This is a genomic window from Streptomyces sp. NPDC005141, from assembly GCF_053599975.1.
The window spans coordinates 96328-111274 of the sequence record NZ_JBSFYW010000026.1; the positions used below are offsets into that span (position 1 = coordinate 96328).

Here is a 14947-nt window from a genome sequence, read left to right on the forward strand (position 1 = left end):
TCTCGCTCCTCAACGAGAGGCACCACCCTAGGGTCCCGTTCTGTGCGGGGCGACCTCAGCCGCCCGTTCGTAGCACAGCTGCGACGATCGGACCGGCCGCGTCCCCGCCGTGGCCGCCCTCCTGGGTCATGGCGGCGGCCGCGATGTCGTTCCGGTATCCCGTGAACCAGCTGTTGGACACGGCCTGGCCGTCGACCTCGGCGGAGCCGGTCTTGGCGCCGATGGAGCCGCCGAGCTTGGCCATCACCGGGGCCGCGGTGCCGCTGACGGCCGTGCGGTTCATCATCGCGCGCAGCTGCGCGACCGTACCGCTGGACAGACCCTTCGCGGTGGCCAGTTCACGGTCGTCGACGGAGCGCGGCACGATGACCGGCTGCCGGAAGACGCCCGTCATCGCGGTCGCCGTCACCGACGCCATGTTGAGCGGACTCATCTGCACCTGCCCCTGGCCGATCATGTTGGCCGCCGTGTCCGGGCCGCCGGAGGCGGGCACCGAACCGTCGAAGGACGCGATGCCGGTCTTCCAGTTGTCCTGCCCGAGCCCGAAGCGCTGCTGGGCCTCGTTGGTCAGCGAGTCGACCTTCACCTCGTCCGCGTAGTTCACGAACGCGGTGTTGCACGAACGCGCGAAGCTGTCGGAGAGCGTGGCGTTCTCCTGCGGCTTCATGCCGGTGAGGTTGTGGAAGGTCTGGCTCTGCCAGACACCGGTGTCCGTGCAGGGCGCGGGACCGTTCGCCGTCGTGATGCCGTTGTCGATGAGGGTCGCCGCGCTGATGATCTTCATCGTGGAGCCGGGCGCGAGCTTGCCGAGGAAGGCCGCGTTGAAGCCGTCCCGGCGGTGGTTGGCGACGGCCAGCACCTCGCCGGTGCTCGGCTTCACCGCCACCACGGAGGACTCGGCGTACCCCGCGACCGCCTTCTCGGCGGCGGCCTGCGCACTCGCGCCGAGTGTCGTACGGACCTTGCCGGCCCGCCCCTTGGCGAGGGTTACCAGGGTGGTGTCGCCGCCCTGCTCGCCCCCGTGCCGGATCGCCAGCTCGATGCCGGGCGAGCCGCCCGCCGTGTCGCCGTACTTCTCGCGGAGCGCGTCCAGGATGGGCCCCAGGGACGGGTACTTCTTCTTCGTCAGGACAACGTTGTTCCGGTCCACGGCCTCGATCGCCGGGCTCGCCGACTCGCCCGTGACCAGGGTGTCCCCGTCCTGCAGCTCCGGGTGCACGACGGACGGCTTCCAGGCGACCAGCGCCTTCCCGGTGGTCTCTCCCCGGACGACGGTCAGTTCGGAGTCGTACGAGAAGGGCTTGCTCTTCCCGTCGTAGGACACCTTCGCCTTGACCGAGAACGGCACGGTCGCCCCGGACGGCGCGCCCGGCGTGATCCTCACGTCGGTGAGGTGCGCGTCGTCGTGATAGCCGGCGAGCAGTCCCTCGGCGTTCGACGCGTAGTTCGTGTAGGCGGCGGCCTTGGCGGCGTCGCCCTTCTCCCAGGCCGCGAAGAACGCGCGGCTGGTCTCCTTGATCTCGGTGCGGCTCGGCGGCCCGGTCTCCACCGGAGCGGGCCCGTCGGCGCGGCCACCCCCGCCGTCCCCGCTGATCGAGGTCACCACGTTGTAGGCGCCGTACCCGGCGCCGCCCACCATCACGGCGAACACACTGCCGATGACGGCAGCTTTTGCCCCCTTGCGCATCGCGCGATCCCTCCCCGTGAACCCTTCCCCGAACTTCTGAACGCGTTCAGAAAAGCTGGTCCACCTCGCACTGTAGGCGCGGGTGGGGCTCATGGTGCAGACCTTCGCCGAATCGTTAGCCCTATGCATCGAGTCATGTGTATGAACATCGTTCACCGATGGGGATCGCGACCCTTCGTGGCCCTCCGCCCCGCCCCGGGTCGTGATCGCGTGACCGGATGCAGCCCTCGCGGGGAGCACCCAGCATGAAGGCACGAGCGAGTCGGTGGCCGTCCGTCTGTCACGGTCGGTGCGGACGGCCGCACCCATGCGCCGTGGCCTGCCGAGCACGGCGAGCGCAGAGGGGAGAAACGTCATGGCCAAGCCCGACGCAGTCTTCATCTACATCGGCACCTATCCGAGCGAAGCCGCGGCGCGAGCCGGCTACGACATCGTCAAGGACCTCCACTCGGCCGGTGCGGTCGGCACCTACGACGCCTCCGTGGTCACCAAGGACGAGGCCGGCAAGGTCCACGTGAACAAGGACGAGACGGCCACGCGGCACGGGGCGTGGGGCGGAGCCGCCGCCGGGGCGGTCGTCGGCCTGCTGTTCCCGCCGGCGCTCATCGGCACCGCCCTCGTCGGCGCGGCCGTGGGAGGTGTGGGCGGCCACCTGTGGCGGGGCATGTCGCGGGCGGACGTCAAGGAGTTCGGCGAGATCATCGACGAGGGAGAAGCCGCCCTCGTCATCGTCGGTGCGAGCACGCTCTCGCAAGCCCTGGAGAAGGCCGAGCTGAAGGCCGAGAAGCAGATCGCCAAGGAGCTCGACGTGAGCGCGAGCGACATCGACAAGGCCGTTCAGCAGGCGGCCGGCGAGGTCGCCTGACGACGGCCGCCGACAGCCGACTACGGCCGAGGGGGGCGCGGCAGACTGCCGCGCCCCCCCTCGGTGTGTCCCGTCCGGCTAGACCCAGGTGTCCAGCCACATCCGGGATCTCCATTGGTCGATGGGGATCGCGGTGCCGGTGTAGATGGGCCAGAAGTAGATGAAGTTCCAGGCGATCAGCAGGACCAGGACGCCCGCTCCCGCGGCGCCGACGACCCGGCGGCGTTCTCCGGAGCCGGGTGGGCCGAGGATCGCGCCGATCATCATCGTGACGGCGAGACAGAGGAACGGCACGAAGACGACGGCGTAGAAGAAGAAGATCGTGCGCTCCTGGTACATGAACCAGGGCAGGTAGCCGGCCACGATGGCGCAGGCGATCGCGCCCGCCCGCCAGTCGCGGCGGAAGGCCCAGCGCCACAGCACGTAGAGGATCGCGAAGCAGGCGGCCCACCACAGCAGCGGCGTGCCGAGCGCCAGCACCTCACGGGCGCACTTGTCGCCCGCGTCGGCGGGGCAGCCGTCCTTGCCGGGCAGCGGGGACTCGTAGAAGTACGAGACCGGGCGGCCGAGGACGAGCCAGCTCCACGGGTTGGACTGGTAGGTGTGCGGCGACGACAGCCCGACGTGGAACTGGTAGACCTCGTGCTCGTAGTGCCACAGGCTGCGCCACCAGTCGGGGAACAGCCAGGACCAGGTGCCGCCCTTGCCGTCCGTCGCGGCCCAGTTGCGGAAGTAGCCGCCGGAACCGTCGGTGGGCGAAAGGATCCAGCCGGTCCAGGAGACCAGGTACACGTACACGGCTACCGGGACCGTCGACAGGAACGCCCAGCCGAGGTCGTGCTTGAGCACCGCCAGGTGCGGCCGTCGCGCGCCCGCCACCCGGCGCGAGGCCACGTCCCACAGGACCGTCATCACACAGAACGCCGCGAGGATGTACAGCCCGTTCCATTTGGTGCCGATGGCCAGGCCCAGCATGAGGCCCGCCACCCAGCGCCAGGGCCGCCATCCCAGGCGGGTGGTCTCGGCGACCTGCGGATCGGGATGGACGACGCCGTCCGCGTCGGCGGGCAGCGCCGCCGCCAGCCTGGCCCGCGCCTTGTCGCGGTCGACGACCAGGGCGCCGAAGGCCGCCAGCACGAAGAACATGAGCACACCGTCGAGCAGCGAGGTGCGGCTCATCACGAAGTGCAGACCGTCCACCGCCATCAGCGTGCCCGCGAGACAGCCGAGGAACGTCGAACGGAACAACCGCCGTCCGATCCGGCACAGCAGCAGCACCGACAGCGTGCCGAGCAGCGCCGTCATGAACCGCCAGCCGAAGGGGTTGAACCCGAACATCCATTCGCCGAGCCCGATGACGTACTTGCCGACCGGCGGATGCACGACATAGGCGGCGTCGGTCGGGATCCGCACATTGCCGTTGCCATGGAGGATCAGGTCGTTGGCGTCCTTCGCCCAGTTCACCTCGTATCCGCGGTGGATGAGCGCCCAGGCGTCCTTCGCGTAGTACGTCTCGTCGAATATCACCGCCTTCGGGCTGCCCAGGTTCCAGAACCGCATCAGCCCGGCGAGCAGGGTCACCAGGAGCGGGCCGCCCCAGCCCGACCAGCGGTTGAACCGGTCGGCGACCTCCCGGCGCAGCCCGAGAGCGGCCCAGATCCGGGGGCCGGGTTCGGGGTACGGCGGTACGAGCCGGTCGCGCACATCACTTCTGGGCGGCGCCGTGTAGCCGAATCGGCGCAGCCGCTGCTGCCACGACGGCCGCTGCTCATCGGCGGCCTGGCCCTGCCGGGTGTCCGTGGAGGACGCGGTACTGGTCACCGCGCCATCGTAGGGAACAGGTCTGTGGGAGTCCCGTGCCTGGGCCCTTCCGGTCGGATGAGCTTGCCGGGCCGCGCCCCTGCGAGGATGGAACCGTGACAGGAATCCTTGTGTTGGCAGGCACCCCCATCGGCGACGTCTCCGACGCTCCGCCACGGCTCGCCGCGGAACTGACCGGGGCCGATGTGATCGCCGCCGAGGACACCCGCAGGCTCCGCAGGCTCACCCAGTCCCTGGGTGTCCAGCCGACGGGACGCGTCGTGTCGTACTTCGAGGGGAACGAGGCCGCCCGGACCCCCGAACTCGTCGAGGCGCTGGCCGGCGGGGCGCGGGTGCTGCTGGTCACCGACGCCGGGATGCCGTCCGTGTCGGACCCCGGCTACCGGCTGGTCGCGGCCGCGGTCGAGAAGGACATCAAGGTCACCGCCGTACCGGGCCCGTCCGCCGTGCTCACCGCGCTCGCGCTGTCCGGCCTGCCCGTCGACCGCTTCTGCTTCGAGGGCTTCCTGCCCCGGAAGGCGGGCGAGCGGCTGTCCCGGCTGCGGGAGGTCGCCGAGGAGCGCCGGACGCTGGTCTATTTCGAAGCGCCCCACCGGCTCGACGACACCCTCGCCGCCATGGCCGAGGTCTTCGGCACCCAGCGCCGCGCCGCCGTCTGCCGCGAGCTGACCAAGACGTACGAGGAGGTCAAGCGCGGCCCGCTGGGCGAGCTGGCCGCCTGGGCCGCCGAGGGTGTCCGCGGTGAGATCACCGTCGTCGTCGAGGGCGCCCCCGACAAGGGCGCCGAGGAACTGGACGCCGACGAGCTGGTGCGCAGGGTGCGGGTGCGCGAGGAGGCGGGGGAGCGGCGCAAGGAGGCGATCGCCGCCGTCGCCGCGGAGGCCGGAATTCCCAAGCGGGACGTCTTCGATGCGGTCGTCGCGGCAAAGAACGCCGCACGAAGCGCCCCATAGAAGGGCAAAGGACTATCGTGAAAAGCAAAGCTCAGGCCGGGTAGGAGGGTCCTTCCGACAAGGAAAGGCCAAGACGGCTCCAACACTCGACAGGCCTGATGCGTTCGCGCCGGGAGAAGCGTCCACTGGAGGAAGGGACGCACCCGTCCCTCGCCTTCGGCGAATCGATGGAATTCAGGGGGGAGTTCCGTCGACGAGGGCGCTTGTCCAGCGGACAAGAGGAGCTGGCATGAGTGAGATCACAGGACAGACCGGCGGTATCGCCGCTGGTCAGGTCACCGAACGGACCGGGCATCGCAGCGCGGCGACGGCCGTAGTTCACGAATCGTATTCCTTCGCCTGCATGCGCTGCGGGCACGGCTGGGAACAGTCGTACGACATCGAGCACCACCGTGACGCGGAAGGTGGCGAGTTCGTGATGTACGTGGCGAACGGGCATGTCGTGCCGTCGCCGCTCAGCCGGCCCACCTGCCTGAACTGCGACAGCCACGTGGTGCGCATCATGCGTGCCGGTCAGGTGTCCTCCGTTCTCGACTCCATGCACTCCATGACGCACCGGCGACCTCGCCCGGTAGCGCCTCGGCAGCCCGGCGCCCTCCCCGGGGAGGCCGCCCCGGCCGAGTCCTCCGACACCCCCGAGGAGCCGCACCACTGGCATCTCTCGGACCTCCTGCACCCGTTCCAGCACCGCAAGGCGGGCTGATCCGCAAGGCGGGCCGGTTCGTGAAGCCGGCCGGTTCGTGAAGCCGGCCGGTTCGTGAAGCCGGCCGGTTCGTGAAGCCGGCCGGTTCGTGAGGCGGGCCGGTTCGCCTCGCGGGACCGGTGGACCGGCGTGACGCGATCGTCCGTCGGTCGGCGGGACGGCCTCCCGGTTCCCCGCGAGGTGAGGCCGGGCATGCCCCCTTCGTAGGATCGGGGCATGCCTTCCTCCGCTTCCGCCGCCCCCGACAAGAACGCCGCGCCCCCGCTCCCCGAGCCCCTGCGTGTTCCCGTCGCCGACTCGCACACCCACCTCGACATGCAGTCCGGCACGGTCGAGGAGGGCCTCGCCAAGGCCGCGTCGGTCGGTGTGACGACGGTCGTCCAGGTCGGCTGCGACGTGAACGGCTCCCGCTGGGCGGCCGAGACGGCGGCCGCGTACGACGCAGTCCACGCCACCGTCGCCCTGCACCCCAACGAAGCGCCCCGTATCGTCCACGGCGACCCCGACGGCTGGTCCCGGCAGGGGGCCCGGCAGCCGGGTGGTGACGCCGCGCTGGACGAGGCACTCGCGGAGATCGACCGTCTCGCCGCCCTCCCGCAGGTCAAGGGCGTCGGCGAGACCGGTCTGGACTACTTCCGCACCGGCCCCGAGGGCAAGGAGGCGCAGGAGCGCTCGTTCCGCGCCCACATCGAGATCGCCAAGCGGCACGGCAAGGCCCTGGTCATCCACGACCGCGACGCCCACACCGACGTCCTGCGCGTGCTCAAGGAGGAGGGCGCCCCCGAGCGGACCGTCTTCCACTGCTACTCCGGCGACGCCGACATGGCCGAGATCTGCGCCCGCGCCGGCTACTTCATGTCCTTCGCCGGCAACATGACCTTCAAGAACGCCCAGCCCCTGCGCGACGCGCTGGCCGTGGCCCCGCTCGAACTCGTCCTCGTCGAGACCGACGCGCCCTTCCTGACCCCCGCGCCGTACCGCGGACGGCCCAACGCGCCGTATCTCATTCCGGTCACGGTGCGCGCCATGGCCGCGGTGCGCGGCATCGACGAAGACACGCTGGCGACCTCGCTGTCCGCCAACACCGCGCGTGCCTTCGATTACTGACCCATAGCGGTCCCCGGGGTTCTCCCTGGTCGAACGAGCGTCTCTCGCAGGGGAGTGTCGCGACACAGCGTAGCCGCGTTGCTTGGGAGAGTGACGACCGCTCCGCTAGGTTCTGGTCGCCCGATCCGGACCCCTGGAGCGTGTCGTCGTGAGCAGCTCGCGGTACGAGCAGTACGAGACGTATGGACCGACCGGTGGCTCCGAAGCCACCACGGTCGTCGTCGGTCTCACCGGCGTCGCCCCCGTGTCCGGTGCGCCCGCCGCACCGGACGCGCCGGCTGTGCCCGACGGGCTCGACGGGCTCGATGGGCACGGCGTGGTCCGTATGCCGGGTGCGACCGGTGCGGCAGGTCTGACGGCGGCGGCGTACGAGGAGCGTTCCGGCTACGAGGAGCACTCGGGCTACCAGGCGTACTCCGGCTACGAGGCGTACTCCGGCTACCGGGCGTACTCCGGACACGCGGACCACGCGCGCTACGAGCCGTACGGCCAGGACCACCCGGACCCCTACCGCCCGGCGTACGAGGAGCGCCCGCCCGAGCCCGCCGTGCCTGACGCGCCCCCCGCGCCAGGAGTACCCGGTGTACCTGGAGCACTCGGTGCGCGCGGTGCGTACGGAGTGCGCCGTGTGCCCGGCTCGCCCGATGCGCCGACCGAGCCCCGCCTCCCGCGCCAGTTGGCAGACAGCGTGGTCGTCACGGCTTCCGCGGGCGGTGTGGGCGGCGTACGAGGTCCTGGTGGCCCGGGCGGCGGGGGCGGTGCGGGAGGTGTGCCAGGGGCGCGTGCGGCGTACGGGGATGCCGGGAGCACCGTCGGCACGGACGGGCGTGACGGTGTGCGCGCGACCGGCGGACGGGCCGAGGCGCGTCGCGCGGCCCGCCGCAAACGCACCACCGAGCGCCCGGACGTCCTGCGCCGGCTGCTCCCGCAGGCTCTGGTCGTGGCCTTCCTGGCCGGTGGCACCTCCGCCTTCGTCGCCAATGACAAGGCGATCGAGCTCAGCGTCGACGGCAGGCCGCGCACGCTGCACACCTTCGCGGACGACGTGACGGAACTGCTCGCCGACGAAGGCGTGAAGGTGGGGCCGCACGACGTCGTCGCGCCCACCCCCGGCACGCCCCTCGCCAGCGGGGACGAGGTCGCGGTGCGCTACGGGCGCCCGGTTCACCTCACGCTCGACGGAGACCGGCGCAGGGTGTGGACGACCGCGCACACCGTCGAGGGAGCGCTCGGACAGCTGGGGGTGCGCGCCGAGGGCGCCTACGTGTCCACCTCGCGCTCCCAGCCGATCGGACGCCAGGGCCTGGCGCTCGACGTGCGGACCGAGCGCACGGTCACGATCATGGCCGACGGCCGGGCGCGGACGCTCCGCACGAACGCCGCGAGCGTCGGGGAGGCCATCGAGGAGGCCGGGATCACCCTGCACGGGCAGGACACGACCTCCGTGCCGGCCGGGAGCTTCCCGCGCGACGGGCAGACGGTCACCGTCCTGCGCGTCACCGGGACCAGAGAGGTCCGCGAGGAGCCGATCCCGTTCGAGGTGCGGCGGACTGACGACTCCTCGCTGTTCAAGGGCATCGAGGTCGTCGAACGCCCCGGTCGCTTCGGAGCGTTGCGCGTCACGTACACCCTGCGGACCGTCAACGGCGTCAAGCAGAGGCCGCGCCGCGTCCGGGCCGAGGTGGCGCGGCAGCCGCAGGCCCAGCTGGTCAGGGTCGGTACGAAGCCCCGTCCCGTGTCCGTCGACGGCGCCGACCACCTGGACTGGTCCGGCCTCGCCGCGTGCGAGTCGGGCGGCCGTCCCGGCGCGGTGGACCCGTCCGGCACGTACGGCGGCCTCTACCAGTTCGACACCCACACCTGGCACGCCCTGGGCGGCAGCGGGCGCCCCCAGGACGCCCCGGCCGCGGAACAGACCCTCCGGGCGAAGAAGCTGTATATGCGGCGCGGAGCGAGTCCCTGGCCGCACTGCGGACCACGGCTGCACGGCTGACCCGCGTCCCCCCGTACCCTTGCCTCGTGACCAGCCCCACCCCCGACGCCCTCCTGGGCCCCGCCGACATCCGCGAACTCGCGGCAGCCCTCGGCGTACGGCCCACCAAGCAGCGCGGCCAGAACTTTGTGATCGACGCGAACACGGTGCGCCGCATCGTGCGGACCGCCCAGGTGCGGCCCGACGACGTGGTCGTGGAGGTGGGGCCCGGCCTCGGCTCGCTGACCCTGGCCCTGCTGGAGACGGCGGACCGGGTCGTCGCCGTCGAGATCGACGACGTCCTCGCGAGCGCGCTCCCCGCGACGGTGGCGGCGCGCATGCCGGACCGGGCCGACCGGTTCGCGCTCGTGCACTCGGACGCGATGCACGTCCAGGAGCTGCCGGGCCCGCCCCCGACCGCGCTGGTCGCGAATCTCCCGTACAACGTCGCCGTGCCCGTCCTGCTGCACATGCTCGACACCTTCCCGACCATCGAGCGCACCCTCGTGATGGTCCAGGCGGAGGTCGCCGACCGGCTCGCCGCGGCGCCCGGTTCGAAGGTGTACGGCGTGCCGTCCGTGAAGGCGAACTGGTACGCCGAGGTGAAGCGGGCCGGATCCATCGGACGCAACGTCTTCTGGCCGGCCCCCAACGTCGACAGCGGGCTCGTGGCGCTCACCCGGCGTGCCGAGCCGATCTCCACGACCGCGGCGAAGAACGACGTGTTCGCGGCGGTGGACGCGGCCTTCGCACAGCGCCGCAAGACCCTGCGCGCCGCCCTCGCCGGATGGGCCGGTTCGGCTCCCGCCGCCGAGGCCGCGCTCGTCGCCGCCGGTGTCTCCCCGCAGGCACGCGGCGAGTCCCTGACGGTCGAGGAGTTCGCCCGGATCGCGGAGAACCGCGGCGAGGCGAGGGGCGCGGACACCAGGAACGCCCGCCGGTACCGCCCCGAGCACGCCGAGAACGCCGAGCACGAGGAGTCGACCCAGCCGTGACGGAGACGGTGACGGTACGCGTCCCTGCCAAGGTCAACGTCCAGCTCGCCGTCGGTGGCGCACGCCCCGACGGCTTCCACGACCTGGCCAACGTGTTCCTCGCGGTCGGCCTGTACGACGAGGTCACGGTCACCGCGGCCGACGAGCTGCGCGTCAGCTGCGCGGGCCCGGACGCCGGCCAGGTGCCTCTCGACCGGACGAACCTCGCGGCCCGCGCGGCCCTCGAACTGGCCCGCCGGTACGGCATCGACCCCGCCGTCCACCTCCACATCGCCAAGGACATCCCCGTCGCCGGCGGCATGGCCGGCGGCAGCGCGGACGGCGCGGGCGCGCTGCTCGCCTGCGACGCGCTGTGGGGCACGAACGCCTCGCGCGACGAGCTCCTCGAGATCTGCGCCGAATTGGGCAGCGATGTGCCGTTCTCCCTGGTGGGCGGGTCGGCGCTCGGCACCGGGCGCGGTGAGCGGTTGCGTGCCCTGGAGGTCGGCGGGACCTTCCACTGGGTCTTCGCGATGGCCGAGCGCGGGCTGTCGACCCCGGCGGTCTTCCGGGAGTTCGACCGGATGAACGAGGGCGTACGCGTCCCGGAGCCGGTCGCCTCGCAGGACCTGCTGGACGCGCTGGCGAAGGGGGACGCGGGGGCCCTCGCGCGCACCGTCTCCAACGACCTCCAGCCCGCGGCCCTCTCCCTCTTCCCGGCCCTCGCCGGCGCCCTCGCGGCGGGCCGCGCGGCCGGCGCCCTCGCCGCGCTCGTCTCCGGCTCGGGCCCGACCACGGCGTTCCTCGCCGCGGACGCGGGGTCCGCGGCGACGATCGCGGAGGGGCTGCTGGCTTCGGGTACGTGCCGGGCGGTCCGCGTCACGGAGTCCCCGGCGCCGGGCGCGACCGTGCTCGCCTGACCCGGAGCGGAGGGGCGAAGAACTCGCGGCCGGGGACACCCACCGCGCGGACTACCCTTGAGGGTCGATCGTCCCCCTTGTTCAGGAGAGAAATGGCCGTCAACCTGGTCAATGTCGAGTCCGTCAGCAAGGTGTACGGCACCCGTGCACTGCTCGACGGAGTCTCCCTCGGCGTCAGCGAGGGGGACCGGATCGGCGTGGTCGGCCGGAACGGCGACGGCAAGACCACCCTGATCCGCATGCTCGCCAAGCTGGAAGAGCCGGACACCGGCCGCGTCACGCACTCCGGCGGCCTGCATGTCGGCGTGCTGACCCAGCACGACTCGCTCGACCCCACGGCCACCGTCCGCCACGAGGTCATCCGTGACATGGCCGACCACGAGTGGGCGGGCAACGCCAAGATCAGGGACGTACTGACGGGTCTCTTCGGCGGTCTCGACCTGCCCGGGTTCCCGCAGGGACTCGACACCGTGATCGGCCCGCTCTCCGGTGGCGAGCGGCGCCGTATCGCCCTCGCGAAGCTCCTCATCGAGGAGCAGGACCTGATCATCCTCGACGAGCCCACCAACCATCTGGACGTCGAAGGCATCGCCTGGCTCGCCAAGCACCTGCGCGAGCGCCGCTCCGCGCTGGTCTGCGTGACGCACGACCGGTGGTTCCTCGACCAGGTCTGCACCCAGATGTGGGACGTGCAGAAGGGCGCGGTGTACGAGTACGAGGGCGGCTACTCCGACTACGTGTTCGCCCGGGCCGAGCGCGAGCGCATCGCCGCGACCGAAGAGGTCAAGCGGCAGAACCTGGTCCGCAAGGAGCTGGCGTGGCTGCGGCGCGGAGCACCCGCCCGGACCTCCAAGCCGCGCTTCCGCGTCGAGGCCGCCAACGAGCTGATCGCCGACGTGCCGCCGCCCCGCGACAAGAGCGAGCTCATGAAGTTCGCCGGTACGCGGCTCGGCAGGACCGTCTTCGAACTGGAGGACGTGACCGTGCAGGCCGGGCCCAAGGTGCTGCTCAAGCACCTGACCTGGCAGCTCGGCCCCGGCGACCGCGTCGGTCTCGTCGGTGTGAACGGCGCGGGCAAGACCTCCCTGCTGAAGGCCATGGCCGAGGCCGCCCGCAGCGAGGGTGAACAGCAGCCCGTCGCCGGCCGGATCGTCACCGGCAAGACCGTCAAGCTCGCCTACCTCTCCCAGGAGGTCGCCGAACTCGACCCCACCTGGCGGGTCCTGCAGGCCGTCCAGGCGGTCCGCGACCGCGTCGACCTCGGCAAGGGGCGCGAGTTGACCGCGGGGCAGCTGTGCGAGACGTTCGGCTTCAACAAGGAGAAGCAGTGGACGCCGGTCGGGGACCTCAGCGGTGGTGAGCGCCGGCGGCTCCAGCTGCTGCGCCTGCTGATGGACGAGCCCAACGTCCTCTTCCTCGACGAGCCCACCAACGACCTCGACATCGAGACCCTCACCCAGCTCGAGGACCTCCTCGACGGCTGGCCCGGCTCCATGATCGTGATCTCCCACGACCGGTTCTTCATCGAGCGCACCACGGACAACGTGTTCGCACTCCTCGGCGACGGCACCCTGCGGATGCTCCCGCGCGGGATCGACGAGTACCTGGAGCGGCGCCGGAAGATGGAGGAGGTGGCCGCGGCCGCCGTGCTCGCCGCCGCCCCCGCCCCGGTCAAGGCCGCTTCCTCCGCCGACGCCCGCGCCGCCAAGAAGGAACTCCAGAAGATCGAGCGCCGGCTGGACAAGATCTCCGAGAAGGAGACCAAGCTGCACGCGCAGATCGCCGACAACGCGACCGACTTCGGAAAGGTCGCCCAACTCGACTCCGAGTTGCGCGAGTTGGCCGGGGAGCGCGAGGAACTGGAAATGAGCTGGCTGGAGCTGGCGGAGGACGCCTGACGGGGAGGGGCGCACACACCCCTCCCCGGCGGGGTGTCCTCGCCGGAACGCGGTTACCCCGAGCGGGAGTTCGTGAGGGCGCTCACCGGGCGCGCCCAGGGGGTGCGCACGGCCCGTCAGGAGGGCGTGCGCTCCCCGCTCGACGCTCCGGTGTTTCAGGACGCGCCCCTCGTCACGGCACCCGTCGCGGCGATGAAAGCACCGTGCGCGCCCGGCGTGAAGGGCGCGTGAAGGCGCGTAACGACGGCATCACAGCCCGGTCCTCCCTTGGGAACAGGGCGCGCACCGGCCCCCTGCCCGCGCCCCCTCAAGTGATAGAAAGAGCCGTCTGAGAACAGTCTGAGAACCACCCGGAGCGGCGCGCATCCAGCGCCCCCGGTGGGGCGCCACATCAGTGAAGAGGGGGAAGCGCTGATGAGTCAGCCGCCGAATCAGCCGCCGCAGGGCGGTTTCGGAGCACCGCAGGACCAGCCGCCGACGGGCGGTGCGAACGAGCCGCAGGACCCGCGGTCGCAGGGTGGTTTCGGCGCGCCTCAAGGCGCACCGCAGGGCGCGTCACAGGACCCGCGTTCCCAGGGCACGCCCCCCAACACGCCTCCCGCGCCGCAGGGCACGCCCCCTCCGCCCGCGGGCCCGCCCCAGCCCACTCCGCCCGCCGGGGCCCCGCAGCCCGGCTACGGATACCCCCAGCAGCCCGGCCCCTACGCCCAGCCGGGTCCGTACGGTCAGCCGCAGCAGCCGGGCCCCTACGGCCAGCCAGGGCCGTACGGATACGGGCAGCAGCAGCCGGGGTACGGGTATCCGTCCCAGGCGCCGTACCCGGGCGCGCCCGGCACCCCGCCGCCCGGCGGTCCGGGCGGGGGCTCGAAGAACCCGTTCAAGGGCCGGCCCGCGCTCGTCATCGCCGCGGCGGTGGCCGGACTGATCGTCGTCGGCGGCACCGTATGGGCCGTCACCAGCGGGGGTGACGACGGGAAGAAGCCCGTCGCGAAGGAGAGCCCGAGCGAGAGCCCGAAGGCGTCCGCGTCGGACGATCCGGTCAACCCCGGTGACGGCAGCGGTGACGGCGGTGAGGACGAGGAGAACCTGAACGCGGGCCGCAAGGCGGGCGAGGCGAAGGTGCTCTGGTACAAGTCGGCGCCCGACGCGCCCGGTTCCGGCGCCGACGCCCCCGGCCTGTGGGTCACCGACAAGGCAGCGGTGAAGGCGGCGTACAAGCAGCTCTTCGCCTTCGACGTCGGGGACGGCAAGCCCGCGTGGGACGCGCTGACGTTCCCGCAGAAGATCTGCGCGGTCACCCCGCAGAAGACGGCCGACGACAAGGTCGTCATCGCGTACATGAGCGGCTCCAGCAGCAGCGCCAAATGCAACCAGCTCCAGCAGATCGACCTGAACACCGGCGCCAAGGGCTGGACCGCGAAGGTCGAGGACGGCGCCCTGTTCGACAGCGCGATCTCGATCGACCTGTCCATCAGTGGTGACACGTTGACTGTCGGCCGCTCGATGTCGGGAACGGGGTACGACGTCTCCAGCGGCAAGAAGCTGTGGGACAAGGAGAAGTACGGCGCCAGTTGCTACCCGGCGGGATTCGCGGGCGGCTCCAAGCTGGTGGCCGTCTCGTCCTGCGGAGTCGGCGGCGACACCGAGCACGACGAGGTGCAGGAACTGGACCCGGCCACCGGCAAGGCCAAGTGGACGACGAAGATCCCCAAGGGGTGGCGCGTCGAGCGCGCCTACTCCGTGGACCCGGTCGTGATCTACATGACCAACGAGAAGAAGAAGACGGTCAACGTCACCACGCTGAAGGACAACGGCGACCTGCGCTCGCAGCTCAAGAGCGACGACGGCTTCGCGCCCGAGTGCGGCTTCGCGATCCTCAGCCGCGACCTGACCGGCTGCTTCGGCGCGGTGGCCGACACCGACACGCTCTACCTGCCGACCGACGAGAAGACCGGAGCCAACGAGATCGTCGCGTTCGACCTGGCGACGGGCAAGGAGAAGTGGCGCGTCAAGTCCCCCGTGGACGCCGCGATGATGCCGCTGAAGA

Annotated in this window: 11 protein-coding genes; 9 read left to right on the forward strand and 2 right to left on the reverse strand. The window is 71.5% G+C overall.

What is annotated here, in order from left to right; genetic code table 11:
* Positions 1-55 precede the first annotated feature (55 nt).
* The gene (locus ACWD68_RS21635; protein WP_451808046.1) at positions 56-1687 is read right to left on the reverse strand and encodes a penicillin-binding transpeptidase domain-containing protein; all 1632 of its coding nucleotides are present in this window, start codon (positions 1685-1687) and stop codon (positions 56-58) included.
* A 355-nt stretch (positions 1688-2042) separates the two neighbouring features.
* Here ACWD68_RS21635 and ACWD68_RS21640 point away from each other — a divergent pair, with 355 nt between their 5' ends.
* Complete coding sequence (locus tag ACWD68_RS21640) at positions 2043-2552, forward strand: DUF1269 domain-containing protein (protein ID WP_451808047.1); 510 nt, start codon at positions 2043-2045, stop codon at positions 2550-2552.
* A 78-nt stretch (positions 2553-2630) separates the two neighbouring features.
* Here the strand turns inward: ACWD68_RS21640 and ACWD68_RS21645 are convergent, their stop codons facing one another.
* Positions 2631-4373 carry a dolichyl-phosphate-mannose--protein mannosyltransferase gene (locus ACWD68_RS21645; protein ID WP_451808048.1) on the reverse strand — a complete coding sequence of 581 codons (1743 nt, stop codon included), beginning with the start codon at positions 4371-4373 and terminating at the stop codon, positions 2631-2633.
* Between the two features lie 95 nt (positions 4374-4468).
* On the opposite strand from ACWD68_RS21645, the gene rsmI reads away from it, so the two are divergent.
* From rsmI to ACWD68_RS21685, 8 genes are all read left to right on the forward strand, one after another.
* Positions 4469-5326, forward strand: a complete 858-nt coding sequence (gene rsmI, locus ACWD68_RS21650; RefSeq protein WP_451808049.1) for a 16S rRNA (cytidine(1402)-2'-O)-methyltransferase — start codon at positions 4469-4471, stop codon at positions 5324-5326.
* A 229-nt stretch (positions 5327-5555) separates the two neighbouring features.
* Entirely contained in the window at positions 5556-6029 is a 474-nt protein-coding gene (locus ACWD68_RS21655; protein WP_451808050.1) for a hypothetical protein, read from the forward strand.
* 216 nt (positions 6030-6245) lie between these two features.
* Positions 6246-7136, forward strand: coding sequence for a TatD family hydrolase (locus ACWD68_RS21660; RefSeq protein ID WP_451808051.1), 891 nt, complete (start codon positions 6246-6248; stop codon positions 7134-7136).
* A 325-nt stretch (positions 7137-7461) separates the two neighbouring features.
* Complete coding sequence (locus tag ACWD68_RS21665) at positions 7462-9129, forward strand: ubiquitin-like domain-containing protein (RefSeq protein WP_451808060.1); 1668 nt, start codon at positions 7462-7464, stop codon at positions 9127-9129.
* A 26-nt stretch (positions 9130-9155) separates the two neighbouring features.
* Positions 9156-10103 (forward strand): 16S rRNA (adenine(1518)-N(6)/adenine(1519)-N(6))-dimethyltransferase RsmA, encoded by a 948-nt coding sequence (gene rsmA, locus ACWD68_RS21670; RefSeq protein WP_451808052.1) that lies wholly within the window; start codon positions 9156-9158, stop codon positions 10101-10103.
* Positions 10100-11002 (forward strand): 4-(cytidine 5'-diphospho)-2-C-methyl-D-erythritol kinase, encoded by a 903-nt coding sequence (locus ACWD68_RS21675; RefSeq protein ID WP_451808053.1) that lies wholly within the window; start codon positions 10100-10102, stop codon positions 11000-11002. Before rsmA ends, ACWD68_RS21675 begins: the two co-directional genes overlap by 4 nt.
* Positions 11003-11094: 92 nt before the next feature.
* Positions 11095-12900: an ABC-F family ATP-binding cassette domain-containing protein gene (locus ACWD68_RS21680; protein ID WP_451808054.1), complete on the forward strand. Its 1806-nt coding sequence runs from the start codon at positions 11095-11097 to the stop codon at positions 12898-12900.
* A gap of 414 nt (positions 12901-13314) precedes the next feature.
* Positions 13315-14947, forward strand: a 1633-nt coding sequence (locus ACWD68_RS21685; RefSeq protein WP_451808055.1) for an outer membrane protein assembly factor BamB family protein, incomplete at its 3' end; no start/stop codon positions are given.

What these genes read in the sequence shown, in the direction of transcription:
- ACWD68_RS21655 (WP_451808050.1), top strand. Translation starts at nt 5,556, where the DNA reads ATGAGTGAGATCACAGGACAGACCGGCGGTATCGCCGCTGGTCAGGTC.
- ACWD68_RS21665 (WP_451808060.1), top strand. Translation starts at nt 7,462, where the DNA reads ATGCCGGGTGCGACCGGTGCGGCAGGTCTGACGGCGGCGGCGTACGAG.
- ACWD68_RS21640 (WP_451808047.1), top strand. Translation starts at nt 2,043, where the DNA reads ATGGCCAAGCCCGACGCAGTCTTCATCTACATCGGCACCTATCCGAGC.
- ACWD68_RS21660 (WP_451808051.1), top strand. Translation starts at nt 6,246, where the DNA reads ATGCCTTCCTCCGCTTCCGCCGCCCCCGACAAGAACGCCGCGCCCCCG.
- ACWD68_RS21680 (WP_451808054.1), top strand. Translation starts at nt 11,095, where the DNA reads ATGGCCGTCAACCTGGTCAATGTCGAGTCCGTCAGCAAGGTGTACGGC.
- ACWD68_RS21635 (WP_451808046.1), bottom strand. Translation starts at nt 1,687, where the DNA reads ATGCGCAAGGGGGCAAAAGCTGCCGTCATCGGCAGTGTGTTCGCCGTG.